Annotated in this window: 16 protein-coding genes; 6 read left to right on the plus strand and 10 right to left on the minus strand. The window is 59.3% G+C overall.

The annotated features are described in order from the left end of the window. Positions 1–28: 28 nt before the first annotated feature. Entirely contained in the window at positions 29–712 is a 684-nt protein-coding gene (locus ACN0WW_RS12950; protein WP_417613154.1) for a Fe2+-dependent dioxygenase, read from the plus strand. After that, positions 709–1,425: a PepSY-associated TM helix domain-containing protein gene (locus tag ACN0WW_RS12955; protein WP_417613156.1), complete on the plus strand. Its 717-nt coding sequence runs from the start codon at positions 709–711 to the stop codon at positions 1,423–1,425. Before ACN0WW_RS12950 ends, ACN0WW_RS12955 begins: the two co-directional genes overlap by 4 nt. Positions 1,426–1,454: 29 nt before the next feature. Here the strand turns inward: ACN0WW_RS12955 and ACN0WW_RS12960 are convergent, their stop codons facing one another. Both ACN0WW_RS12960 and ACN0WW_RS12965 read right to left on the minus strand, forming a co-directional pair. Beyond that, the gene (locus ACN0WW_RS12960; RefSeq protein WP_417613157.1) at positions 1,455–2,510 is read right to left on the minus strand and encodes a PepSY-associated TM helix domain-containing protein; all 1,056 of its coding nucleotides are present in this window, start codon (positions 2,508–2,510) and stop codon (positions 1,455–1,457) included. Further along, positions 2,510–4,651 carry a TonB-dependent receptor gene (locus tag ACN0WW_RS12965; protein WP_417613159.1) on the minus strand — a complete coding sequence of 714 codons (2,142 nt, stop codon included), beginning with the start codon at positions 4,649–4,651 and terminating at the stop codon, positions 2,510–2,512. Before ACN0WW_RS12965 ends, ACN0WW_RS12960 begins: the two co-directional genes overlap by 1 nt. 126 nt (positions 4,652–4,777) lie before the next feature. On the opposite strand from ACN0WW_RS12965, the gene ACN0WW_RS12970 reads away from it, so the two are divergent. The 3 genes from ACN0WW_RS12970 (at position 4,778) to ACN0WW_RS12980 (ending at position 7,684) form a co-directional block, all read left to right on the plus strand. Continuing rightward, positions 4,778–5,050 (plus strand): hypothetical protein, encoded by a 273-nt coding sequence (locus tag ACN0WW_RS12970; RefSeq protein ID WP_417613161.1) that lies wholly within the window; start codon positions 4,778–4,780, stop codon positions 5,048–5,050. A 362-nt stretch (positions 5,051–5,412) separates the two neighbouring features. After that, a complete protein-coding gene (locus tag ACN0WW_RS12975) occupies positions 5,413–5,667 on the plus strand; it encodes a hypothetical protein (RefSeq protein WP_417613163.1) in 255 nt (84 codons plus the stop codon). A 127-nt stretch (positions 5,668–5,794) separates the two neighbouring features. Continuing rightward, positions 5,795–7,684, plus strand: a complete 1,890-nt coding sequence (locus tag ACN0WW_RS12980; RefSeq protein ID WP_417613165.1) for a putative bifunctional diguanylate cyclase/phosphodiesterase — start codon at positions 5,795–5,797, stop codon at positions 7,682–7,684. 122 nt (positions 7,685–7,806) lie between these two features. Here ACN0WW_RS12980 and ACN0WW_RS12985 read toward each other — a convergent pair whose 3' ends face one another. From ACN0WW_RS12985 to ACN0WW_RS13020, 8 genes are all read right to left on the minus strand, one after another. After that, positions 7,807–11,976, minus strand: coding sequence for a translocation/assembly module TamB domain-containing protein (locus ACN0WW_RS12985; protein ID WP_417613167.1), 4,170 nt, complete (start codon positions 11,974–11,976; stop codon positions 7,807–7,809). Then, positions 11,977–14,073 carry an autotransporter assembly complex protein TamA gene (locus tag ACN0WW_RS12990; protein WP_417613169.1) on the minus strand — a complete coding sequence of 699 codons (2,097 nt, stop codon included), beginning with the start codon at positions 14,071–14,073 and terminating at the stop codon, positions 11,977–11,979. Positions 14,074–14,196: 123 nt separating this feature from the next. Continuing rightward, positions 14,197–15,366: a winged helix-turn-helix domain-containing protein gene (locus ACN0WW_RS12995; protein ID WP_417613171.1), complete on the minus strand. Its 1,170-nt coding sequence runs from the start codon at positions 15,364–15,366 to the stop codon at positions 14,197–14,199. Positions 15,367–15,369: 3 nt separating this feature from the next. Beyond that, complete coding sequence (locus tag ACN0WW_RS13000) at positions 15,370–16,293, minus strand: DMT family transporter (protein WP_417613173.1); 924 nt, start codon at positions 16,291–16,293, stop codon at positions 15,370–15,372. A 131-nt stretch (positions 16,294–16,424) separates the two neighbouring features. Further along, a complete protein-coding gene (locus tag ACN0WW_RS13005) occupies positions 16,425–17,567 on the minus strand; it encodes an acyl-CoA dehydrogenase family protein (RefSeq protein WP_417613175.1) in 1,143 nt (380 codons plus the stop codon). A 29-nt stretch (positions 17,568–17,596) separates the two neighbouring features. After that, positions 17,597–18,046 (minus strand): acyl-CoA thioesterase, encoded by a 450-nt coding sequence (locus ACN0WW_RS13010; protein ID WP_417613177.1) that lies wholly within the window; start codon positions 18,044–18,046, stop codon positions 17,597–17,599. After that, positions 18,033–19,193 (minus strand): iron-containing alcohol dehydrogenase, encoded by a 1,161-nt coding sequence (locus ACN0WW_RS13015; RefSeq protein ID WP_417613179.1) that lies wholly within the window; start codon positions 19,191–19,193, stop codon positions 18,033–18,035. Before ACN0WW_RS13015 ends, ACN0WW_RS13010 begins: the two co-directional genes overlap by 14 nt. Positions 19,194–19,297: 104 nt before the next feature. Further along, the gene (locus ACN0WW_RS13020; protein WP_417613181.1) at positions 19,298–21,841 is read right to left on the minus strand and encodes a TonB-dependent receptor; all 2,544 of its coding nucleotides are present in this window, start codon (positions 21,839–21,841) and stop codon (positions 19,298–19,300) included. Between the two features lie 221 nt (positions 21,842–22,062). Here ACN0WW_RS13020 and ACN0WW_RS13025 point away from each other — a divergent pair, with 221 nt between their 5' ends. After that, entirely contained in the window at positions 22,063–23,955 is a 1,893-nt protein-coding gene (locus ACN0WW_RS13025; RefSeq protein WP_417613183.1) for a DUF3604 domain-containing protein, read from the plus strand. Positions 23,956–23,967 lie beyond the last annotated feature (12 nt).

Raw genomic sequence — 23,967 nt, forward strand, 5'->3', positions numbered from 1 at the left:
CCGGCGGTTCCAAGAAGAAAGTGATTAGATGCTGTTACACATCCCGTCCGTCCTGAAGCCTGAAGAGGTACAACATCTGCGCAAGACTCTTGCCGAAACAGAATGGGTGGACGGGAATGTGACGTCCGGCGCACAAGCGGCGCTGGCGAAGCATAATCTGCAAGTGCCAGAGGACGCACCGGAAGCCAAAGCCCTGGGCGAGATCATCTTGCGCGCCCTCGGCAGCAATGCGATGTTCAATTCGGCCGCCCTGCCCCATCGCGTCTTCCCGCCGTTGTTCAACCGCTATGACGAAGGCATGGGCTTTGACAGCCATGTCGACAATGCAATCCGCTATATCGGTTCCGCGCGGCAGCGGATCCGGACGGACCTGTCCTCCACCTTGTTCCTGACCGATCCGGAGGATTATGATGGCGGCGAGCTGGTGATTGAAGATCATTATGGTGAGCAACGGGTAAAACTGCCTGCAGGCGACATGGTCCTCTATCCCGCCGATAGCCTGCACCGGGTCGAGCCGATTACGCGGGGCAGGCGGTGGGCGTCATTCTTCTGGACCCAGTCGATGGTGCGCGATGACAGCGACCGGGCCCTGCTCTACCGTTTTGATCAGTCGATCACCCTCGCCCGGCAAGAATTGGGCGACAAGCATACCAGCGTGCTCGGACTGACTTCAACTTTCCATAACTTATTGCGAAAATGGGCGGATTTATGACGGTGACTTCCACGACGACGAAAAAGAGGAACCAGTCCGGACTGCTGTTTGTTCCGCGCCAATGGCAGCGGGCCGCTGCCATCCGCTGGTTGAAACGCACCCACGCATGGACGGGCTTTTGGGGTGCATTGCTCTTTTTGATGCTGGGCGTGAGCGGCATATTGCTCAATCACCGCAGCATCTGGAAAATCGAGACCGGCGAGCCCATCGAAGTGAGCGCAATGGATATCGCCGTTCCGGCCGGATCGATCAAGGACGAGGCCGCACTGGGCAAATGGGCCCAGGCCGAATTCTCCCTGAATAGCGAACCGCGCCCGCCGCGAGGGAAAGGTAACCGCAGGGGAGAGAACAGGGATCGGGAATCCGCCAAACGGTTTATGGGCAAGGAACGCGCGGAAGCAAAAAAATGGGAATTGAGCTTCAACCACGCCAATGGCCGTCTCACCGTCGAACATGTGAAGGGCTCCGCCAGCGTGTCGGTCAAGCAAACCAGCCAGAACCTCTGGGGCTTCCTCAAAAATCTGCACAAGGCCTCTGGCGTCGGCCTGGCTTGGGTCTTGTTGATGGACACGATAGCAGGAGCGCTTATCGCCATGAGCATCACCGGGTTTTTGCTGTGGACCAGATTGCACGGCAGTCGGCTGCTTGCCGGAGCCATTGTGGGTGGCAGTCTCGCTCTTTCCGTCACCGCACTCTGGCCATTTATGCTATAGCTTTTTACCCGCGGCGCCTGACGCTTTCGCTATGTGTTTTTGTGCCGGAACCAGAAGCTCCATACGGCGAGACTGCCGAGCAACGTGAGAGTCAGGCCGGTGAGCGTCTGCAGCAGTTTATAGGCCCATCCACCGACCTTGGCGGCGTGCAGCGGATAAGCGAGATTGAAGGTCTTTAGCCCCACCGGATGCCGGTTCGCATCGCGGGAGTCGATCAGCCGAGCGGTGGCCGGATCGAACCAGAGCAAAGTGCGGCCATTGGGCAACCATTCCGACGGCTGCTTCATTCTGAGAGCGACCAGATCACTCGGCTCTCTGGGGAAGCTGGTGATACGCAGTTCCGCCTGCGGGAAGCGCTGTTCGGCGGTTCGGTATATGCTCGCCCAGTCGATGTTGTCCGCCGGTCCGCCCTTCACCTGTGGCGGCGCGGTGGCGGCCTGTATGTCCTCGATCGATGACAAAGGCGAGAGCAGGAAATAGGCGACGGGACGCAAGGTCAGCATGACCCCGGTCAGCATGGTCAGGACAAGCAGCGGTGCCATCATGGTGCCGAGATCGCGATGCTGGCGAATGATGGCGCTGCGGGTCATGCGCGCCGGCCACAGGCGCAGCTTGAAAGTTCTCCGGGTGCGCCACCACAGGATCAGGCCGGTTACTACAAAAGCGAGGCCGATCAGCCCGGCGATGCCGGCAAACAGTTCCCCGGTATCGCCGATCAGCAGATGGTGGTGCAGATCAAACAGAAATGTCTCGGGCCTGTCCCAGGATGAGTTCCATCCGGCGAGGAACCGGCCCGACTGGTCCGCATAGAAGCCGCCGCCATCGGTATCGGACAGGCTGTTCAGCGCCAAGCCGTCATGCGCGAAGATGATATTCCGCGGCGTGCCCGAAGCCGATTCCAGCATGGTACCGGTGATGGCGGCATAGTGGGCCGCGCCGGATATCGGCGCCGCATTGCCTCCGCCCAGCGTCAGTCCCAGATATTGCTCTTTCCAGAGCAGCAGGGTTCCGGTTGCTCCCAGCAGGGCGAGGAGCAACCCGATCAGGCCGCCGGTCCAGCGGTGCAGCCAGGCCAGCAGCCGCATTAAAAGCGCCAGTCCCACCCCAGCGTGATCGTGCGTCCGCGGCCGGCGAAGAAACGATCATTGTCGGTGGTACGCACGGTGTCACTGTCGTAACTGATATAATATTCGTCGAACAGATTCTGGGCGGCCAGGCTGAAGGCACCCCAACCGGTCTCGTAACGCAGCAGCGCGTTGACGATGGTATAGCCTTCAAAATCGGCGCTGGCCGGTTGGCCTTCGAAGCGGCGGGAGAGATAATATTGTCCCTGCACGCGTGCCGACAAAGGGCCGCTCGCATAGTCGGCCGAGAGGTTGAGCCGGTCAGGCGAGATATTGCTGCCGTCGAGCTCATCATCGACCGCGCCGTCACCGTCGGTATCCACTCGCCCGCTGAGATTGCTGTAGCCGACGCCCAGTTTCAGGCCCGGCAATGGCGTTTCGACACCGAGATTGATTTCCAGCCCCTGGATCTCCACCGCCTCGCGGCGCACGTCGAAAATGCCGTCTGCATTGAGCACCAACCGCTGGCCGAAATCGCTCGACGACCAGAAATAGGTCACACTCGCATCCAGTGGCCCGCGCTTGACCTCCAGCCCTAGTTCGCGGTTGTCGGAAATGATCGGAGTGACGTCGAGAAAATTGTCGATGCTGACGCCGGGAGTCGTGATCCCGCGCAAGATCCGTCCGACATCGGGCACCGTATAGCCTTTCGAATAGCTGCCATAGGCGCGAATGCCTCGGACCGGCTCGATGATGATGCCTGCGTTGGGCAGCCATTTGTCAAATTCCGGACTGCCACCGGACACCGCAGTACTGCCAGCACTCGCGATGGTGGTGAAATCGTCCACCTTCAGCTGGACATTTTCCCAGCGGACGCCGCCAGCCAGTGTCACCAACCGGTCAAACAGGCCCAGATTGACCTGGCCGAAGGGTGCAAGGCTGCGAAATTGGGTTTCGGGCACCCAGGCACGGTCGGTCTGGACCAGAACCTGCTCGGTGCTGTCGAACAAAGTGTCAAAACCGGCCGTCACGGTCAGATCGCGGAGGATTTCGCGCTCATAGGTGACCTTCCCGCCGATTTTGCGCGAGCGGTTGGCAGACTGTTCGAACAGGTTGCCGGTCGGGTCGATGGCCGGATCCTGGAAGGTGCCAAAAACGCCGCCGCCAAACACGTCGCGCGACCGGTTGAAGAAGGCCTGCAGCGTAAAGGTACCGCCAGCGAGATCGTCATCCGTGAGCGACAGCGACACCAATTCGTTGCGGTTCGACGGTGGATCGCCGGGTGTGGAACCGCGCACCGAGGTGGATGGAATATTGGCGGCGCGATCACCGCTGACGCTGACATAATTGGCATTGCCCTCAAGGCTGAACCGGTTAGCGACCAGTTCGAGCCGGGCGCTGTCCGACAGCTGGTAACCGAAGCGGCCGAATATCGACCAGCTGTCGCTGTCCTGGATATCGCCCTGCGTACCATCGACACCGACGCGGTTGCCGTCACCGTCAAAAAAGATCCCGCGGCGTTCCACGGTTGCACCGAGGCTCGCGTCGAAAGCTCCCGCCCGGTAGCTGACCAGACCGCCCGCCTTGCCGCCGAGCCCCTCGCCCTGGAAATCGTCACCGCCCGAGCCCTGCAGCAGCACCCGTCCGCTCAGGCCATCCTCGGAAGGGGCTCCGACCAGCACCTGATTGATAACCCCGCCGGTGGCGCCGATGCCCTGCAACGCGTTCGAGCCGTAGATCAGCTCCACCCGGTCGACAAAAAACGGATCAATCGTATAGCCATCGCGCGAACCGTCGCGGATCGGGGTCGACTGCGGCACGCCATTGATCGCGAACAAAGGGGCACGGCCGCGCAGGCTTTCGCCCGCTCCGCTCAGCTTTTGCCGGGTCGGAGAAAAGGAAGGCGACAGGGCCGATATCGCGTCGACCGTAGAACCGCTGATAGAAATCTGATCGGCCAGTTGCGCGCTATCGATGACATCGACCGTGATCGGCAGGGCACTGACTGGCAGCTGGCTGCGGGTCGCGGTGACGATGATCGGCTGGTCGTCATCATTGGTACGGGCACGGTCCGACGATTGCTGTTGCGCGACTGCCGGCGTGCCGACAATGGCCAACGGGAGGATCGCCAGAGGCGTCAATGTCCAAAACAAGTTCTTCATCTGTCTGCTAGCCCTATTTCCTGATTCGTTTGAACGCGGCGATTAGCCAGCAATTAATGCTATTGCAATTCATTCTCACACCTAGCGAGGAAAGTTTTCTGCCAGGGTCGCGTCTTTGTCGGGCTGATGGCTGGCGAAACACTGCTGGATGCAATGCAAGCCATGCTCTACGGCGCTCCACCGCCTGGCGTCGCCAAGCCGCGGTTCATCGGACGCGCCGATGATCCTTGTTCAACGGCACCTACGCGCTCTGGCGCCTTTGCTTACGTGTTTCTGCGCCGAAACCCGCGGCTCCATCCGGCGAGACTGCCCAGCAGAGTGAGACCCGGTGAGCATCTGAAGCGGTTTACAAGCCGATCCACCGGCCTGTTGCCGCGTGCAGCCGACAGGCAAGATTGAAGATCTTCAGAGCGACCGGACGCTGGTTCGGTTCGCTACGCGCTGGCAGCCGATCACACCGTCCTGCTGATGGGCGATATGTTTTCGAAGAACCAGATCGATCCAGACGTGAGATGAGAAGAAGTCAACCGCTGGGGGAACCACGCCGAAGTCCGGCGAGTTCGACAGATACCGTTCGTACTTATTGTTTTGCTTTCGATTGCAAATATGAAGCTCCGGCCAAGCGATTGCTACGACTTTGTGGTGGTTATACCCGGACGACTTTTAATATCGAGTCAATTTGTGTATGCTTGGCCGTCGCTAAACTAGGAATATCTCGCGGATCGAAAGCAATTCGCAAATAGATTTTCAGGAGGACAATAATGGCAAAGTCTAATCTACCGTCTGACGCGGAACGAGCCAGAATTTCCGAGCGGTTGTCTGAGGCCGAGACTTACGGCAAACCAAGAAACGTCTGGGTCGAAGACGGACATGTATTTGTCGAAGGCCATAACGGGGACGTGATCAGCATGACTCCTGAAGTTGCCATCGAAATGGGTCGCCTGCTCGGCAATGCCGGGGCGGATTCGCTCATGAACAAGATCATGGACCCAAGAGGACCGGTCGAGCCTGCATAAAGGTCTGCAAATCGACAACGGGATATACCGAAATAGAGTCATGTGTTGTCTATTTGAACGACATTTGAATTAATCAATATGTTAACCTTCAGTGCCCATAGAGTAAGATCACCAGTGGAGAGCACTTTTGAGATTAACAGCTAAGCTGCCTTCGCAGTTAATACCAGATCTGCAGGCTGAACAATTTCGGAACCTTTGTAAGCAAGTCCCTACACTTTACGGCGTGCTGTTAATCAACACGATCGTCTTATGTTATTCAGTATATGGTGCGGTACCGGCGTTATTGTCGATCGTGGTGCCGGGCATCTTTCTGTCACTGGTGGTAGTTCGCGCGACAATCTGGCTAGCCCGAAAAGATGACTCGCCCGGCGAAGAACGTATCACCAAATATTTACGGTCGACTACTGTGATCGCAGGCGTTGTCAGTATAGGGCTTGGCGTGTGGAGTGTGGCATTGCTGCAGTCGGACGGGGACGGACATTTCGTAACGCTGTTTATAGCTTTTGGTGCAATTGCATGCACCTACTGTCTCAGCAGTCTCCCCAAAGCCGCCTTCGCCACTGTGTTTTGCTCGACTACTCCGGTCATCTTCGAATTGCTGACGTCCGGCGTCCATATAGAAATAGCCGCAGGCGTGAACCTGCTGCTTATTTTTCTCCTGATCCTGCGTCTGGTGATGCATCAGTATAATTACCTTATCGAGAGCGTCACATCTCGCTCACAGGTCAAGGCGCTCGCATATTCAGATTCGCTGACTGGTCTGCCCAACCGCCGCGCTTTCACCGAGTGTCTCGAACAAACCGTCAACTCCGCATCCAAAAATGGCGAGGCCGTAGCCGTCGCACTGATCGATCTTGATGGCTTCAAAGCGATCAACGACACGTTCGGGCATGCCTCTGGCGATGACGTCCTGATCCAGGCCGGCGTCCGTTTGCAAAAGATATGTCAGGACTGTCAAATGGTCGCCAGACTGGGCGGTGACGAATTCGCCGTGTTGATGGTGGCAGACGAAGCGAGTGAGAAATTCGGTGACATAGGCAATAGACTGGTTCTGGAAATGAGCCGCCCATTCTCCTTGTCAGATTCGAACCTGCGGTTATCGGCATCTGTTGGACTTGCTAGCCCTTCCGAGCGGGATACATCCGCACTGGCGGTCATGTCGCGAGCCGACGTCGCCCTCTACGAGGTAAAAAACCGCGGCGGCAAGGCAATGTCCTGGTTCTTGCCCACCATGGCTGAGCGTTTGAAGCGACGCATCATTATCGAACAGTCACTCCGGGAAACCAATCCCGCGCCGATGATCGAGGTTGTCTTTCAACCAATCTTCGACGTGCAGACCAAGAAAATTGCCTGCTTCGAAGCGCTAGCACGTTGGAACCACCCGCAACTTGGACTAATTCCACCGCTCGAATTTATCGAAATCGCAGAACAAACGGACAGCATTGCTGCACTGTCTGAGCAAATTTTCGACGCTGCCATCCGCGAAGCAACGGGCTGGGACCCGGCAATAGGACTTTCCATCAACCTGAGCGGGGTGGATCTCAGCCGAGCGAGCACGCCATTGATGATTTTGTCGCTATGCAACCGCTACGGTTTCGATCCAGCGCGGCTTGAGGTAGAAGTGACCGAAACCTCGCTGCTGTCGGACTTCGATACGGCTCGTGAACAGCTCGACCTTCTGCGTAAGACAGGGATCCGGATTGCTCTCGATGATTTTGGCTCGGGGTTCGCGTCGATCACATATCTGCAGCAGATAAAATTTGACCGGGTGAAGATCGACGGCGAGTTGATCGCCGATATTATCCATTCTCGGGATGCACGGCGGCTGGTCCAGGGCATTATACAATTATGCTCGGCAATTGGCGCGCCCTCAACCGCCGAGAAGGTAGAGGGCAAAGATCAGGTTGCCGTACTGGGGGGATTGGGATGCGATCGGCTTCAGGGCTACTATCTCTCTCCTCCGGTAAGCAAGGATAAGGCGCGGGATCTTGCAAACAGCCAAAAGCTTGCTGCCTGACGCTCTATTGATGCTGTTATCGTTTCGGGAAGCCATCGAAGCGCCGGAGACGGAACAAGCCCCGCAGACTGCCGGAAACGCTTGTACTTGCCATGCCGCTTTACTCCCCGTTGCCGATAGCGCTAATAATCCTTGCTGACGCGCACGTTGGCGCTTTGGCGGCCGAGGGTTGAGATGCTCGAGAGGATCGAAAGCCAGCGGGTGATCTGATATTCGAGCTGGGTCGCGCTATAGCCCTTGCCGTCGGTGATCAGCTCCACATAAGCGCGGCGAGTGATATATTTGCCTGCCGCGATCGACGTTCCAGAGCCGGTTTCGGTGTCGGAGGGAAGGATGCGCAAGCGGTCGAGACCAACGGCCTTGCGCAGCTGGTTTATCGGATCCAGCCCGCCGCCGCTATTGAGCGAGGCCACCGCTGCCGCCAGCTGCACCGCTTCGGGTGCGGACAGATCGGCGATCGATGCGCCGAACAATATCCGCGAGAGCAGTTCGTCCTGCGGCAGCGCCGGGATGCTGGCAAAGGCGATTTCCGGTTCATTGCCCGTGCCGGTGACCTTGATCGTGGCATTGAGGCCAGTGAGGTTGGCCTCTGCCTCGATATCCAGATTGGGATCGACTGGCTGGTTGCCGACAAAGCGGATTGTGCCGCGTTCCAGGCGGAAGCGTCGTCCGGCGAAGGTGTAATTGCCCTGGATCAGATTGGCCGCGCCGACCATCGCAAAATTGTCGACCGGCCCATAGATTTTGAGATCGGCGCTCCATTCGCTGTCCAGTCCCAGCCCCTCGACCCGCAACCGGTTCGGGACTCTCGCGGACAAGTCAAAGCGCCAAGGCCGATCGCGAATCCGCACCGGCCGTTCGTCGGCACGACGATTGATCTCGCGCGTCCGGATATCGGGGAGATTGGCAGACGCACTGGCCCGGCCAAAACGGAAGAAACTCCGGTTCAGGGTCACTTCACCGGAAATCAGGCCGCCGTCCGTCCCACTGCGAATCTTGATCGGGCCGGTCACGGTGGCGGAAAAATCATCGCGTGCAATCAGGGCAGCGCGCTCGGCATTCACGTCCATCGTGATACCGATACCTTCGCCTCTAGCGACCGCAAAGTTGAAACTGCCGGCACCGCTCACCGTGCCGCCGCCAGCGGTAACGCCAGTCAGATTGGGTAAAACGAGACGCGAGCCGTCAAACCGGCCAACCGCCTTGATATTGGAAACGACGGTGCCCGTCAGAGGGCTTTCGAGGCGCGCGTTACTGGTCCTGACTTGCCCCCTGATCTTAGGATCGGCGAGACTGCCCCCGACATCAGCACTGGCCGCGACCGGTCCTGTCAGGTCAAAGGTTTCGACACCGGTAAGCCGCCAGAGGCTTTCCGCACCGCCGTTGAATCGCGCCTGGGCAAATAGCGGCTTGCGCAACAGCTCATCCTGCCAGCGGCCGCTACCGAGCCCCGTCACCCGCCCCTGAAAACGACCGAGAGTTTTGCCGTCCGGAGATCTTATTATGCCTCGCGCTGCTGCATTGCTTTGGGATATGGAAATGTTGAGGCCGAGATCCACCGGGGCAGAGGTCAGGATCAGACCGGACCGAGTTAATCCCTTGACTGTAAGTCTGGCATCTCCGACCGGCACTCGGGCGCCCGACTGGGTTAAGGTGACCCTGCCCTCGACGGTCCCACCGAGCCCGAGGGCGGGATAGCCGATATCGAGCAGCGACAGCGGCATCTTTGTCATGGTCAGCTTAAGGCGGGATTCCCCGCTTCCCCAGCGACCGGACAGTCGGGCGGAACCGCTGCCGTAACTGATCGTGGCCGGAGAGGCCGTCCACCCGTCATCGACACGGCGAAGTTCGAGCGGGCGCACCAGCCGCAAATTACGGCCTTCAAACTGGCCGGCACCCGTGATCCGGTAGCGATCGGGCGTGATATCCGCTTTTGCCAGAAACTCGAAGGTGCTGCCGCGGGTTCCGGCGATGTTGAAGGTTGCTGCGCCGCTGCCATCGGTCAGCTTGGCGTTGGCGGCAATCCGCCCGACGATCAGTTCGCCTCGGCTGATGCCCTGCGCGCGAAGGGTCGCATCGACGTTGGAGCGGCCATCGATCAGCACGATATCCGCATCGAGTACGGCGCTACGGATGAAGACCGGCGGATTGCCATCAAAGCGCGCATTTTCGGCCTTGAGATCGGCGCGGATCAACTGCTGCCCGTTGCCCGGCCGGAACAATATATCGCCATTAACGCCGCCGCCGCTGACCGTCAGCGTGCCGTCGAGGCCGGCTGCGGTGGGTTTGATCCTGCCGGTCGCCAGCGTGTCGGACACCAATATCCGGTCAACCTGAACCGCCGTATCCTGACCAGCGGTAATCAGCACGGTCCCGTCGCTGCTGAATGGTCCCAGCGTCGAACCACCGGACGCCGTATAGGCAAATCCGTCGGGTACCGGCACAAGCTTCAGACTGACGGCCGACAGGCCCGCAGCAGGTAGCGGACTGTCGAGCAGGAGCGCGATATCCGGCCGCGCCAGTGGTCCGTCGAGCTGCAGATCAAAGTCACCGTAGCTGTCCTGTGTGCCCGAACCCTGAATAGTAAAGGTCGCGGCTGCGGTCTGGCGTCCCGATCCGCGAAAGGCAATTTTCGGAGCGGTGACGGTGAGATTGGAAAAGCGCAAACGACCGTCCGGGCCGAGCGAAAGTCCAGTTTTCAGTTGCGGCAGGCCGCCGGCCAGTTCCCGCAGAAAGCCGATATCAAAGCGGCGAAGCCTAGCATTGACCTGCCCGTCGAGCGCAATTCGGCCAGGGCCGGGTCCGAGATTGATGTCGGCCACGATATCGGCCACGCCGACGCCGCGCACGGCGAAGCCCGGCGCGACAGCCGCAATATCAATGGCAAAATCCCCGGTCGACGGCTGCATTTCGAGATCCAGTGCTCCCTTCGCCGTGTTCGTCGCGACCCGAGCATTCTGGGCAAACAGCCGGTCGTTTTCGAGCCGGAGCACGGCGGATCCGGTAAAGCCGGAAAGCAATTGCTGCAACAATTCGCCATTTCCGATCAGGGTACTGACCGAAAGGTCGACCGGGATGTTCCAGCCTTTGGCGTCACGCTGTCCCTCGCCTGCCCCGCGCACATTGGTGAGCAGGGTCTTGCCCAACGCCAATTGGGGCGCGGTCAGCAGATATTGGAAACGCAGGGCGGAAAATTTTCCGTTCAGCAGCGCCTTCAGCTCAAAATCCTGCGCTTTCATATTGGCAGATAACGCCGAGGGATTGATCAGCCTGGACTCGATCCGCATGGCGTCCAGACTGTTCCGGGCAAGGTCAACGCCGCCGTTTGCGGTCAAGGACACGGCAGCCGAACGCGCTTCCAGATCCAGACTCACCAGACGGCTCTCCAGACTGGCCGTTCCCTTAAGCGTCAGATTGGGCGATGCCAGTTTGGCAGCAAGGCCGCGCGGCATCAGCGATCCGTCGAGCCTGCCCTCATAAGCGAACAGTCCTTCCTTCGCCTCCAGAACAATCTCGGCCAATGGCGTGCCATCGCTGAGCGCCTGGAGTTCGCCGTCCCATTGCCGCCAACTGCCATCGCCCTTGAGCGCGACCGTGAGATCTTGCTTGCGCCCGAACGCATTGGCGAGGACGCCGTCCGAGGGCGCGATGATCTCGGCATCGATATCAAGCTTTTGGCGCTCCGGTTCCGCGTTCAGAGCCAGAAACAGCTTATCGCCGCTGGCCGTCGTTGCCGCATCGAGATGGACCATGGCGCGCCCGGCCCTGATGTCAGCAGAACCCGAGAGATTGGCGAATTGTTCCGTGCCGGCGAGTGCTTTTCCGAGGACCAGATTGTCGGCCCGGAAGGCCCCGACATAGATATCAAAGCCAGGCAGCAACGGCTTATCCTCGCCGCTGTCGGTCAGGGCCGGCAGCCGGTCGAGCCGTCCCTTCTTTATCTCTGCGTCAGAAATATTGAGTTCGTTGAATATCCAGGCCAACGGATTCCAGTCGACGACGACGGTCTCGGCGCTGAAGAAACGGCCCTTCGGGTCGCTGAGCGTCAGCCCCTGGACTTCTGTATGGCCGTAGATTGATCCATCGATGGCCGCGATACCGATCCGCAATCCGTCATCCGGGGCCAGCGATTCCACCTGTCTGATGATGAAGCGATGGCCGGATGCGCTGTCCAACCAGATCGCGGTACCGACCAGCAGGCCGATCACAAGCGCAGCCAAGGCTATCAGGCTGCGCACCGGCCAACGCCATGTCATCAGCTTGAAGCGCGGTTTGGCGGCATTCTCGGTCATCTAGAAAGCCTGCCCGAGAGACACATAGACGGCGATGCGAGAATCGCCCGGCTGCGGATTGATCGGGGTTCCGACATCGATCCGGATGGGCCCGAAATCGCTGTAATAGCGGACGCCGAGACCGGCCCCATAGCGCAAACCCGACATGTCCGGAGCGCTGCTGGTATAGACATTGCCAGCGTCGATGAACGGCACCACACCAAAATTGCCACCAAAGAAGCCGGTCTTTACCCGCGCTTCCAGTGAGAATTCGACCAGCGACCGCCCGCCTCCCGGGTCATTGTTGGAATCGCGCGGGCCGATGCTCTGATAGCCATAGCCGCGCACCGATCCGCCTCCGCCGGAATAGAGCCGGCGAGACGGCGCGATCCGGTTGTTACCGGCCCCGACGATTGTCCCCACCCGCGCCCGGCCGGCCAGCACGATCTTGTCCGAAACCGGGAAATAGGCGCTGCCGTCAAACTGGCTGCGAACATAGAAAAAACTGCCATTTTGCAAAGATGCCTCTGGCGCAACGCGAGCCGTCAGGCGGAAACCTTGTGTTGGGTCGAGCAAATCATCGCTGGCATCAAATGTCACCAGCCCCGGCAGCGAGCCGATGAAAAATGTGTCGCGGCCCGTTGCTCCGGCAGGGCCGGTCACATCCGTTTCCCGCGATGCCAGCAGCTCGATGCCGGCCGACCAGCTCCACCGTTTCTGGTAGATCAGGTTGCTCTGCCGTTCGATATTGGCAGCGACAGAGAATGTCTGCGCCTTGAATGCGGGACGATCGACGACGCTCAATGCCACCCGGCCATTCAGGATATTGTCGCGGCGGCGGTAATTGTTGCGGCGATAGGCAATGCTGCCGGATTGTTCCTGCGTCGCGAGAACCGCGGTGGCCCGGATCAGGCCCTCCGGCGGGAAGAAATTCCGATGCTCCCAGCTCACCTCTGCCCGGGCGCCTTCGCCTGTACCATAGCCCAGTTCGCCCGCTATGGTGCGCAGCGGCGCCGGTGTCACGTCGACAGCGATATCCACCGCATCCGGATCGTCGCCAGCAACCGGTTCGACCGAGATCGTCGACACCAGACCAGTGGAGATCAACGCCCTGCGCAAATCTTCCAGATCCGAAGCCTGATAGAGGTCTCCCGGTTTGAAGCGGGCGATCATCTGGACATGATCGGGACCAAAGAGATCGGTCTGCTCCATCACGATCGAACCAAAATTGAAACGCCCACCCGGCGTTACCGGTACCGTGAGGTCACCGAGCCGGTCCGCATGATCGATTTCGAGCTCCGGCTCGGCGGTTTTGGCAAAGGGATAGCCGCTCTCCGCCATCGCCACATCAAGCCGGCTAATCGCACTCATGATCGCGTCGCTGTTGACGACTGCGCCCGCCTGCAATCCGAAAGTCTCCCGAAATTTTACGGGATCCGGCGGCACGGCAGTCTCCAGACCGGGCAAAGCGATATCATCGAGCTTGTACTGCGGGCCGGCCTGAACGTTGAACACCACATCCACCCGCTCCGCCCCGTCGGCCTGGAACCTGGTCTGCACGACCGCATCATAATAGCCCTCGATCCGCAGCAAGCGTTCCACCAATTCGGTGTCGCTTTGCGCCCGCCGCTGGATCTGGGCGAAATTGGCATCGTCGCCGCGATATTCCTCAAGCACCGAAAGGATCTCGAAACGATCGCCAAAGGATTCTTTCAGTGTGTCGGGTAAGCCAGCAAAGCTGATCCGGTACGCTGTTTCGGCCATCGCATCGGTCGGGCGATATTCGTTGAGCGAAAGATCCTCCGCGATCCGGTCGGCGGCGGCCTGAAGCTGCTCATTTTCCCGCTCTTCTTCAGCAGTAAGGACAGGCGCACCCTCGTCGTCATCGCTCGTGTCGAGCGTCGGGACTGATACGTCATCGAGGTCGGGCCATTCTACGCCGAAGTCAGGGAATTCGGTCAGCGGCTGGTCCGGGTCGAGCGGCGTATCCTGGTCCCACTGCTCCTCTTCGTTCGCGACGGGCTGCTCCGCGGTCTGCGCCTGGACGGGCCGAAGGGGCGATCCCATCAGCGAAATAACCAGCATGCCAAGGCAGCAACGATATGCGGTTCGACCCATTGCCGACCCTCTTAGCGGGGGATGATTCGCGATGCCAACGATTAAGAGCGCTGGCGCGGCTGGCCAGTCTTTTTCTGCGATATTCCGGGCTGCCGGAGCGTTCACCACCTGCCCCTCCAGTGGTCACTGGCCGTCGCGCTCCCACAGCACTTCGCTTACCCCGATCAGCCGGGCCAGTCGCGCCAGCTCCGCTGCCAACCTGCTCTGCCGTGCCGCCGTCCAGCGCACTCCCGGTTCGGACCAGAATTGCGTCACGCGCAACCAGCCGGCAGACCGGTCCGCCTTGATTTCGATCCGGCCGACGAAACGGTCGCGCTCCAGGATCGGATAGACATAATAGCCCCACTGGCGCTGCGCCGCCGGGACGAACATCTCGTTGCGGTAGGTGAAGCCGAACAGGGTCAGCAAACGGTTGCGATCCCGCACCACCGGGTCAAACGGATTGATGATCCGCAATCGCGCTGTTGGCGTCGCAAGAGCTGCGAGGCGCGCCTCGATATCTGGCGGAGCCAGTGCATCGCGCCATTGGCCGTCATGCGCCTGCAGTTTTACTGGCACCAGATCGTGCGCGCCTCGCGCCCAGCTTCTGACTTCCTTTGCATCGACGGCGCCCCAGAAACGCTGAATTTCGCCAAGCGTGCCAAAAGCCAGCCGGTCGAGCGCGTTGCGGCACAGCCATTCGATCTGGGCCGCATCGTCGTGGACCGTCTCGCGATAGCGGGACGGGATCACCCGCTCTGCGAGATCGTAATATTTGGCGAAATTTGCGCGGTGCGAGGTCGCCAGTTCGCCGGCGTACCAGAGCTGGTCGAGCACGCGTTTGTGGGGCGGACGGTCCCACATCTGCTTTTTACCCTCGACCCTCGTGTCGAAATCATGGGTCGACAACGGCCCTTCCCGGGCAATCCGGGCTTTGATCTGCTCGCCATTAATTGCGCGCACCGCCTTGCGAAACGAGGCATAGTTCGCGACCTTTTCGCCGAGACGCCGGAACTGGCGCTGCCACATCGGGTAAAATTCCATCGGCAGGACCGAGGCATCATGAGTAAAATGTTCAAACACCGCGCGATCCTGCCCCAGCAATTCGTCGATCATCGCTTCGCGGTAATTCTGGTTGCGGCTCCATAATATATGGTGATGGGCGCGGGTGACATTCTGGATGGTGTCGAGCTGGACAAAGCCGAGGCGGCGGATGGTCTCAATCAGGTTCAGGGGTCCGGTCGGTGTATCCGCTAGCGCCTGCGCGTTCAGCCAGAGCCAGCGCGCCTGCCGGTTGGGGATGCGCAGCGCCACCGCTCAGACCGCAGTGGTTTCGATATGGGCGAGCTTGCGATCGCGGCGAGTGGCCAGATAGCAGCCAGCCACGATCAGCAACGCGCCTGCCACGGTGGTCCACGTGATCGGTTCCCGGAAGAACAGCCAACCGAAGATCGCCGCCCAGACAAAGGCGCTATATTCCAGATTGATCAGATATTTCGCCTCGGCCCGCCTATAGCCCCAGGCGATGAACAGGGCGGAGATTACCGACAGGACAGCACCGGCGCCGATATAGGGGAGTGAGGCGTGATCGGGCAGAACAGCGAAAAATGGTGCCAGCAGCAGGAAGCAGGCTCCCATTACGAGATTTTGCACGAAGCTGATTTCGATTGCTCCGGCCAGCAGCGCCTGCTGTCGCTGTATTACCAGATTGGCCGCATAGAGCACGGCAGAGGCCAGGATCGAAGCAATGCCGAGCAGAGCGTGCTGATCATATTCGCCGGATGCCCGGCCCCAGGCGATCACCAGAACGCCGCTGAAACCCAGCGCAGATGCATAGACCACCTTGCGGTGGATGGTCTCGCCAAGGAAAACTGCTGCAAGGTAGAGCGCAATGATCGGCGCGATAAACGACAGCGCTATCGCTTCAGCCAGCGGCACCCGCGCCAGACCCCAGAAAAACAGATATGACATCAGCACCATAATCAGGCCGCGCCGAACATGCACTTTGCGCGCCGCCGGTCCGGGCATTTTCGGGCGGCCTGCAAAATAGAGGACCGAGACCAGTACCAGAGCAGCCAACACCCGCCAGAGCAGCGCGTTATAGGCGCCGAGATCGATCGACAGCCGCTTCATAACCACATCCATCATGGCGAAGGAAAGCAGGCCGACCAGCACCGAGCCCGTGGGCAGCAGGGGCGGCGCGTCCTCGGTTTGGCGGTCGGCAGAGATCAAATCGGACATATGTTGTTCCATCAGCCCACAGTGTCGAAACCGGTTGCCTGCCGGTTGCCGCTACGTGCTTCGACAGGCTCAGCACGAACGGGGTTCAGACGCTCTGCTTATCCGCCCGGAAGCGGAAATGGCAAGCGGGATCAGAGGCCCATTTGTCGGACCGCGAGGTCGCGCATGATCTCCTCAGAGCCGCCGCCAATCGCCATCACCTTGACCTCGCGATAGAAGCGCTCGACCGGGTTGCCGCGCAGATAGCCGGCGCCGCCGAGTATCTGCATCGCTTCGCTGGCGCAATATTCGAGATCCTTGGTGGCGCTGAATTTGGCTTTGCAGATTTGCGCGACCGGCATTTCGCCCTGATCGGCGAGCCAGCAAATCTGGTTCAGCCAGCCGTCGAGCCGGTCAACACGGGCCGACATCTCGGCGATTTTGTGGCGGATCACCTGATGCTTGATAAGCGGCTTGCCGAAAGTCTGGCGCTGCTGGGCGTAATCAATCGCATATTCGAGCAGCACCCGCATCATGCCCAAACTCTGTGCGACCATGCCGAGCCGTTCGTGGTTGAAATTGTGCATGATCTGGATGAAGCCCCGGCCTTCTTCGCCAAGCATGTTCTCGGCCGGGACGCGCACCTCATCGAAATAGAGCGAGGCCTGGTCCGAGGCCCACCAGCCCATTTTCTTGTCCAGCGCGGTGCGGGAGAAACCCTCGGTATCTTTCTCGACCAGAAATAGCGAGATTCCCTCCAGGCCTTCGCCGCCTGTACGCGCACCGATGACATAATAGTCGGCGGTCATGCCGCCGGTGATGAAGGTCTTGGCACCGTTGATCACCCAGTGATTGCCATCCTGGCGCGCGGTGGTCTGCATATTTGCGACATCCGAGCCGCCGCCCGGCTCGGTAATGCCAAGGCTGGAACCCTTGTTGCCGAGCACGATATCCTTGAGGATGCGGTCCTTGATGTCCTGTGACGCCAGCTTGTGGATCGGGCCGATCGAGATCGAGCGACCGCCGAGCGCCGCCAGCGTGCCTCCGTTATGAGCGCGGGCCGCTTCCTCGGCCCAGGCAGCGCGCATGAAGATATCGTCCATGCCGAGGCCACCATATTTCTCGTCGACGCCAAAGCCCCAGACGCCGAGTGCGCCGACCTTCTGGTGCAGCTCCCAAGGGATTTCGCCCGCCTCGTCCCATTCGTTGGCGTGCGGCTGCAATTCGGTTTCAATGAAGCGGCGGCAGGTTTCACGAAACTGGCGGCGTTCTTCCGTCTCAAAGGGGCGTAGCATCTCTCTCTCCCAAGAATTTAATCGACTGATTAAACCTCTATCGCCTCCAGCGCCGAACGCAAGGGGGCGGGGAGAGAAACCGGACGACGCGTTTCGCGATCGACATAGACATGGGTAAAGCTGCCGGCAGCGGAAGCAACCTCTTCGTCACCGCGAAACAGGCCGACGCCGTAGGTTACGCTGCTGTTGCCGAGCCGGTCGACGCGGATGCGGGCCATCACCTCGTCGGGAAAGGCGATCGGGGCGAAATAGTCGCAGCTGGTGTTGACGACCAGGCCGATGGTGGCACCGCCAGTGATATCGAGCGCGCCCTGCTCGACCAAATAGCGGTTTACCGCGGTGTCGAACCAGAAATAATAGATGGCGTTGTTCACATGACCATAGGGATCATTGTCGTTCCAGCGGGTGGTGATCGCAGAACCTGTGCGGTAATCGGCGCGGACCGGTGGCTCTGCTCTCGGTTTTTTACCAGGCGGCATCGTATATCCTTTGCGCGTCGGCGAGCGTCAATTCTCTGGGATTGTTGACGAGCAGCCGGGTCTGCAGCATCGCCGCTTCGGCCAGTTCGGTGGTGGCCTCCTGTTTGATGCCGATCTCGCGCAATTTGCGGGGTGCCTTCACCTTGACCGCGAGCGATTCCAGATAGTCGATAAATTGCTGGGCGCGGGCTTCCTCACTATTCTCGCTACCGCGCGGCACATCCAGCGCATCGGCCAGCTGCGCATAGAGCGGCGCGGCGGCTTCGAGATTGAACTGCATGACATGGGGCATGACCAGCGCATTGGAGAGGCCGTGCGGGACATGATAGATGCCGCCAAGCGGATAGGCGAGCGCATGGATCGCACCTACCGGGCTGTTGGCAAAGGCCTGGCCGGCGAGCATCGAACCGCGCAGCATCGCCTCTCGCGCCTGCATATTCTGGCCGTCAGAACAGGCGGTTTCGATATTGCCGGTGAGCAGTTTCAACGCCTCGATCGCCAGCATGTCGGAAACCGGGTTTTTTGCGTGCTGGCTAGTAAAGGCTTCAATCGCGTGCACCATCGCGTCGATGCCGGTGGCAGCGGTTACGTTCGCGGGCAGCCCGAGCGTCAGCGCAGGATCGAGCAGCGCGACATCGGCGAACAGATGAGGTGAGACGATTCCGGCCTTAGTGGTCTCACCGGTCGTCAGGATCGAGATGGCAGTCACTTCCGATCCGGTGCCCGAAGTGGTCGGGATCAGGATGGTGGGCAGGCCCTTGCGTTCGAGCGCGCCGACGCCATAGATTTCTGCCAGCGGCTGGGCGTCGTCGACGGCAAGTGCAGCCACGACCTTGGCGGTGTCAAGCGAACTGCCGCCGCCGAGACCGATGACGATATCAACGTTCGCTGCCTTCGCGGCGTCGATCGCCTGCAAGACAATTTTCTCAGGCGGGTCGGGGACCACTGCATCGAACCGCACGCTATCGAAACCGGCGGACCGCAGGGTCTCTTCGACCGGACCAATCAGGCCGGCATCGACGATACCCTTGTCAGTAACGATCATTGGCCGGGAGGCTCGCAGGGCAGCGATCTGTTCAGGCAGCCGGGAAAGACAGCCCTCGCCAAAATGGAGCACGGGGACGGTCTGGAATATATAGTTTTTCATGAAATCAGTCTTTGCACCGATGGGTCTGTCGCGCAATAAAAAGGGGCCGGAAAAACCGGCCCCTGATTGTCTGATGACAATTTGTCACCAAATTTCCTGTATGTCTAGAACTTGCCGCGAAGGGTCAGGCCGTAGCTGCGTGGCTCCTGGACAAACGCCGAACGCGAGCCGGAACGCAGCACCGTGTTGAAGGTCACACCGCGGGTCACTTCGTTGGTCAGGTTGGTCACGAAGGCTTCGATGCCCCAGGTATCTTCTTGGCTACCGATACCGGCGCGCAGGTTGATCTTGATATTGCCATCCTGATCATCGAACGGAACCGGAATGTTCGCTGCGAGATTTGCAGGATCAATCGCCTGGGTAGACGTCCGCCGATCACCTTCAAAACGCATCTGCGCGTTCAGGAAGTATTTCAGGTTGGTACCAATTTCATTGGTATAGGTAGCCCCTGCAATACCTACGACGTCTGGTGCGTTGGTCAGCGAATTGCCACACAAGGAGACAACGTTCGCTGCGGTTTGCGTCCCGGCACAATCATTAGGATAATTGGCATCGGTAATCGTCAAAGCCGCATTGACCGTGAAATGGTCGCTCGGACGGATTGTCGATTCAATTTCCACACCCTGTGTTTCCGCCTTCGGCACGTTGAACGTCTGGAACTGGGCACCAGTGAATTCCAGAACCTGGAAGTTCGAGAATTCTTCGCGGAACGCCGCCACATTCAAGGTGACCGCATTGTCGAGGAATTTGGCTTTCAGACCGATTTCATAGGAGTCCACTTCTTCGGACAGGAAGCGCGGATCAGCGCCGCCAGCCGCAGCGGTGGAGTCGAGGTTGAAACCGCCCGACTTATAGCCGTGGGTAAAGCTGGCATAGATGTTGATCGGATCGGCAAAGGCGTAAGACACTTTACCTGTGTAGATCAGCTCATTGTCGCTGAACGTGCCGTTAAAGGTCCGCGGCGACGGCAGCACGGCTGCAAATGGTGCATCTGCCGGCGCGGTGAAGGCGAAACAACCCAGGCCGAAGAACGCATTTTGCAGGGCCGCTGGCAAGCCACTCAGGCCACCGCCAGGCGAGACCTGGCCAACGATTGCCGGACAAACAGGGTTGTTGTTGCCACCGCTTGCAAAACCACTGTCCTTGCTTTCATCCGAATAACGCAGACCCAGTGTCAGCTCGAGGCCATCGGTTACTTCAAGCGTGTTGTGCGTGAAGATCGACCAGCTTTTGCTGTTCTGGACATATTGGTTGTTGTTGGTGATCGTCGAAGGATCGAAGCCCGTGATATTCTGCAGCGGCGTGGCACCAAAGAAAATAGGGCTTGCGGGATTGAGGCTCGCGCCTCCGGTGGCACCCGCCAGAATCGCTCCCACGAGCCGGTCATAATCTGCGCCCAGCGCAAATGACACACTCTGCGAAATGTCTTCCTTTGAATAATAGCCACCAACGAGCCAGTTCAAGGCGCCATCGAAAGCGTCACCCTGAATACGCAGTTCGTGTGTCATCGTTTCAATCGACGTACGGTTGTCGGTGACGTTGAAGACATCGAGACCCGAGAAATCGGAGTCATAGGCTTCGACAGCATCATATTCGCGATAAGAACCGATGTAGATCAGATCCGCGCTGTCACTGAGCGGCACTTCAATTTCACCGGTCACGCCCCATTGATCAAAGGTCGTCTGTGGAGCGAAGTTGGCGGTGGCAATGCGATTGTCGGCCGCAATCTCGGCATTCGTCGTATCAAAAGGATTAGACGGAACAACCGGCGCTGCCATACCGCCACGGACACCCAGGCCAACAGCGGCGAACAGGCCAGATGTTTCGAGTGGCGATTTCAGCACTTCAACAGCTGCACAGCAACCGGCGGAGCTTTTCGCATAATCGCCGATCAGACGGCCGCTGATGCCGCTATCAGTTTCAAAGCCGAGCTGGCCACGCACCAGATATTGATCGCTGCCGTTCGAGTCACCGACTTTTGCACCGGTCCGGTCGACGACGGTCACATAGCCATCACGCTGCCGATAGGCACCCGTGACGCGCAGAGCGAGATTGTCCTGAACGAGAGGTACATTGACGGCACCCTGCACGCTGTACAGGTCTCGATTGCCATAGGTGGCATTGGCGAAACCGCCAAATTCGTTGAGGTCGGGACGAACATTTGTGATGTTCAAGGCGCCGGCAGAGGTGTTGCGGCCGAAGAGCGTACCCTGTGGGCCGCGCAAGACCTCGACGCGTTCCACGTCGACGAATTCGGAAAGGGCAACGCCGGGGCGCGACTGATAGGCACCATCGATGAAAATACCGACAGCCGATTCAAAACCGATATTGTTGGATGTCGTACCGACACCGCGGATCCGCAGCACGACCGAGCCCGACGCCAGCTGGGCGTTGGACGTAGAGAAGCTGGAGGAGACATTGGTGATCTGGCCGACGCTGACGACGCCCTGCCGTTCCAGTTGAACCGGGCTGACCGCGGTCACGGCAAGAGGAATGTCCTGCACGTCCTGTGCGCGGCGCGTCGCCGTCACGATGATAACATTTTCGTCGAAAGATTCGGCTTCTTGTGTCGCGTCCTGCGCGTAAGCCGGTGTGGTCATGGCAGTTGTGCAAAGCGCCGCCATGAGGAATTTATTGATGATTTTCATGTATATTCTCCCGTTGATCCCGCTGCCGTTGTCGCCATTTTCCTGGGGGCTGGCTTGTTGTTCCAACAGCGGTGCTTGCGTCCGTCTGTTAATTGCTCCATTAAATCAAGCAGCGAAGGGCGGATACATGCCGATTCCGTGCAGAACGTTGCAAAAATGTTACAACATTCTGTGGAGAAAATCGCCAATATCAGTAGTCGCGTCCAGGGAGGGATAGTGCAATGATATACAAATTTTTATCTGTTGCCGCATGCTGTGCTGTTATCGGTGGCTGCTCGGGAGAGGAAGCCGTAGCGGAAGAAGCGCGGGTCGCTCTGACCTCCCCGGACACAGCCAATCCCGACCGCGACGTCTATTTCGGCGACCTTCACATTCACACCAAGAACAGTTTTGACGCCTATATATTCAACGTCCGAACCACCCCCGATGATGCCTATGAGTTTGGCATGGGCGGTACAATCAAACATCCGCTGGGCTATGACCTGAAGCTGGAAGGGCCGCCGCTCGACTTCATGGCGGTCACCGATCACGCCGCTTATCTTGGCCATCTTGAAGCTATGAATACGGACGGAACCGCTCTGTCGAAGCTGGATATGGCCAAGGCCATGTTCAGCACGGATCCCGAGAAAATCGTCGCCGCCTTTCAATTGATTGGCGGGGCGGTCCGGGACGGAGTGAAGATGAAAGGGGTCTATGATCCCGACATCGTGCAAAATGTCTGGCAGCAAACCGTGAATTCCGCCGATAAATATAACCAGCCCGGCAAGTTCACAACCTTTGCCGGTTACGAATATACTTCCGTTCGGGTGACCCGTGGCGAAGAGGGCGGGTTCGCCGGCGGCAATCTGCATCGCAATGTCATTTTCCGGGGCTCCGCTCCGGCCATGCCGTTCGCCACCCTCGATTCGACCAATCCGGAAGACCTGTGGACGTGGATGGATGACCAGCGCGAAGCCGGCAACGATGCCATATCGATCCCGCACAACAGCAATGTCTCAGACGGCGAGATGTTCAAGATGGAAACCTATGACGGCCAGCCACTGACCAAGGCCTATGCACTGAAACGGATGCGCAACGAGCCGATCGTCGAGATAACGCAGGTCAAGGGTACCTCGGAAACCCACCCGTCGCTGTCACCCAACGACGAATGGGCCGATTTTGAGATTTATGACAAGTTGCTGGGGTCCCAGGTGACGTCGAAAACGGCGAAAGGCGATTATGTACGCCAGGCGCTTGCCAACGGACTGAAGCTGGCGCTGACGATCGGGGCCGACCCGTTTCACTTCGGATTTATCGGGTCCAGTGACACCCATGTTGCGGGCGGATCTTTTGACGAGAAGAATTTCTGGTCCAAAATCGGCATTGTCGACGGCTCTCCGGAAGCACGGGGCTCCATTCCGCCGGGCGGCAAGAAGAGCTGGGAAGGCGTAACCGTCGAGCCTCGCGCGGCGAACTGGTTCTCGCGCTGGAGCGCCTCCGGCTATGCCGCTGTCTGGGCCGAGCAGAATAGCCGCGAAGCCATCTTCGACGCGATGCGGCGCAAGGAAACCTATGCGACCACTGGCACGCGCATCAAATTACGCTTCTTTGGCGGCTTCGGCTTTGATGAGGCTATGCTGGATGATCCGCAAATGGTCAGCAAGGCCTATAAGGGCGGTGTCCCGATGGGCGGCGATCTGGTTGGTGCGACCGCGCCCGGCTTTATCGTCTGGGCCATGCGGGATGCGATGAGTGCACCGCTGCAGCGAGTGCAGATCATCAAGGTCTGGAACGATGGTGGCGAAGCGAAAGAGAAAGTTTTCGATGTGGCCTGCAGCGATGGCGGCACCCCCAATGCAAATTTCCGATGCCCGGACAATGGTGCAAAAGTCGATTTGAGCAATTGCGCGATCTCGACCGACAAGGGTGCACCGGAGCTAAAAACCTTCTGGCGCGATCCAGAGCACAGAGCCGGTCAGCGAGCCTCTTATTATGTCCGGGTGCTGGAAAATCCGGTTTGCCGCTGGTCGACCTGGGACGCATTGCGGGCTGGCGTACCGCCCAATCCGGCCTTGCCGAAAACGATTCAGGAGCGGGCATGGTCGTCGCCAATCTGGTATGTGCCAACGGCCTGATCTGACGGGAAA

The organism is Parasphingorhabdus sp., from assembly GCF_048269865.1.
In the GTDB taxonomy this organism is placed as follows: Bacteria; Pseudomonadota; Alphaproteobacteria; order Sphingomonadales; family Sphingomonadaceae; genus Parasphingorhabdus.

Excerpts from the sequence above, each read along its gene's own strand:
- ACN0WW_RS12950 (WP_417613154.1), top strand. The coding sequence starts at position 29 with ATGCTGTTACACATCCCGTCCGTCCTGAAGCCTGAAGAGGTACAACAT.
- ACN0WW_RS12955 (WP_417613156.1), top strand. The coding sequence starts at position 709 with ATGACGGTGACTTCCACGACGACGAAAAAGAGGAACCAGTCCGGACTG.
- ACN0WW_RS12960 (WP_417613157.1), bottom strand. The coding sequence starts at position 2,510 with ATGCGGCTGCTGGCCTGGCTGCACCGCTGGACCGGCGGCCTGATCGGG.
- ACN0WW_RS12965 (WP_417613159.1), bottom strand. The coding sequence starts at position 4,651 with ATGAAGAACTTGTTTTGGACATTGACGCCTCTGGCGATCCTCCCGTTG.
- ACN0WW_RS12970 (WP_417613161.1), top strand. The coding sequence starts at position 4,778 with ATGGCTGGCGAAACACTGCTGGATGCAATGCAAGCCATGCTCTACGGC.
- ACN0WW_RS12975 (WP_417613163.1), top strand. The coding sequence starts at position 5,413 with ATGGCAAAGTCTAATCTACCGTCTGACGCGGAACGAGCCAGAATTTCC.
- ACN0WW_RS12985 (WP_417613167.1), bottom strand. The coding sequence starts at position 11,976 with ATGACCGAGAATGCCGCCAAACCGCGCTTCAAGCTGATGACATGGCGT.
- ACN0WW_RS12990 (WP_417613169.1), bottom strand. The coding sequence starts at position 14,073 with ATGGGTCGAACCGCATATCGTTGCTGCCTTGGCATGCTGGTTATTTCG.
- ACN0WW_RS13000 (WP_417613173.1), bottom strand. The coding sequence starts at position 16,293 with ATGTCCGATTTGATCTCTGCCGACCGCCAAACCGAGGACGCGCCGCCC.
- ACN0WW_RS13005 (WP_417613175.1), bottom strand. The coding sequence starts at position 17,567 with ATGCTACGCCCCTTTGAGACGGAAGAACGCCGCCAGTTTCGTGAAACC.
- ACN0WW_RS13010 (WP_417613177.1), bottom strand. The coding sequence starts at position 18,046 with ATGCCGCCTGGTAAAAAACCGAGAGCAGAGCCACCGGTCCGCGCCGAT.
- ACN0WW_RS13015 (WP_417613179.1), bottom strand. The coding sequence starts at position 19,193 with ATGAAAAACTATATATTCCAGACCGTCCCCGTGCTCCATTTTGGCGAG.
- ACN0WW_RS13020 (WP_417613181.1), bottom strand. The coding sequence starts at position 21,841 with ATGAAAATCATCAATAAATTCCTCATGGCGGCGCTTTGCACAACTGCC.
- ACN0WW_RS13025 (WP_417613183.1), top strand. The coding sequence starts at position 22,063 with ATGATATACAAATTTTTATCTGTTGCCGCATGCTGTGCTGTTATCGGT.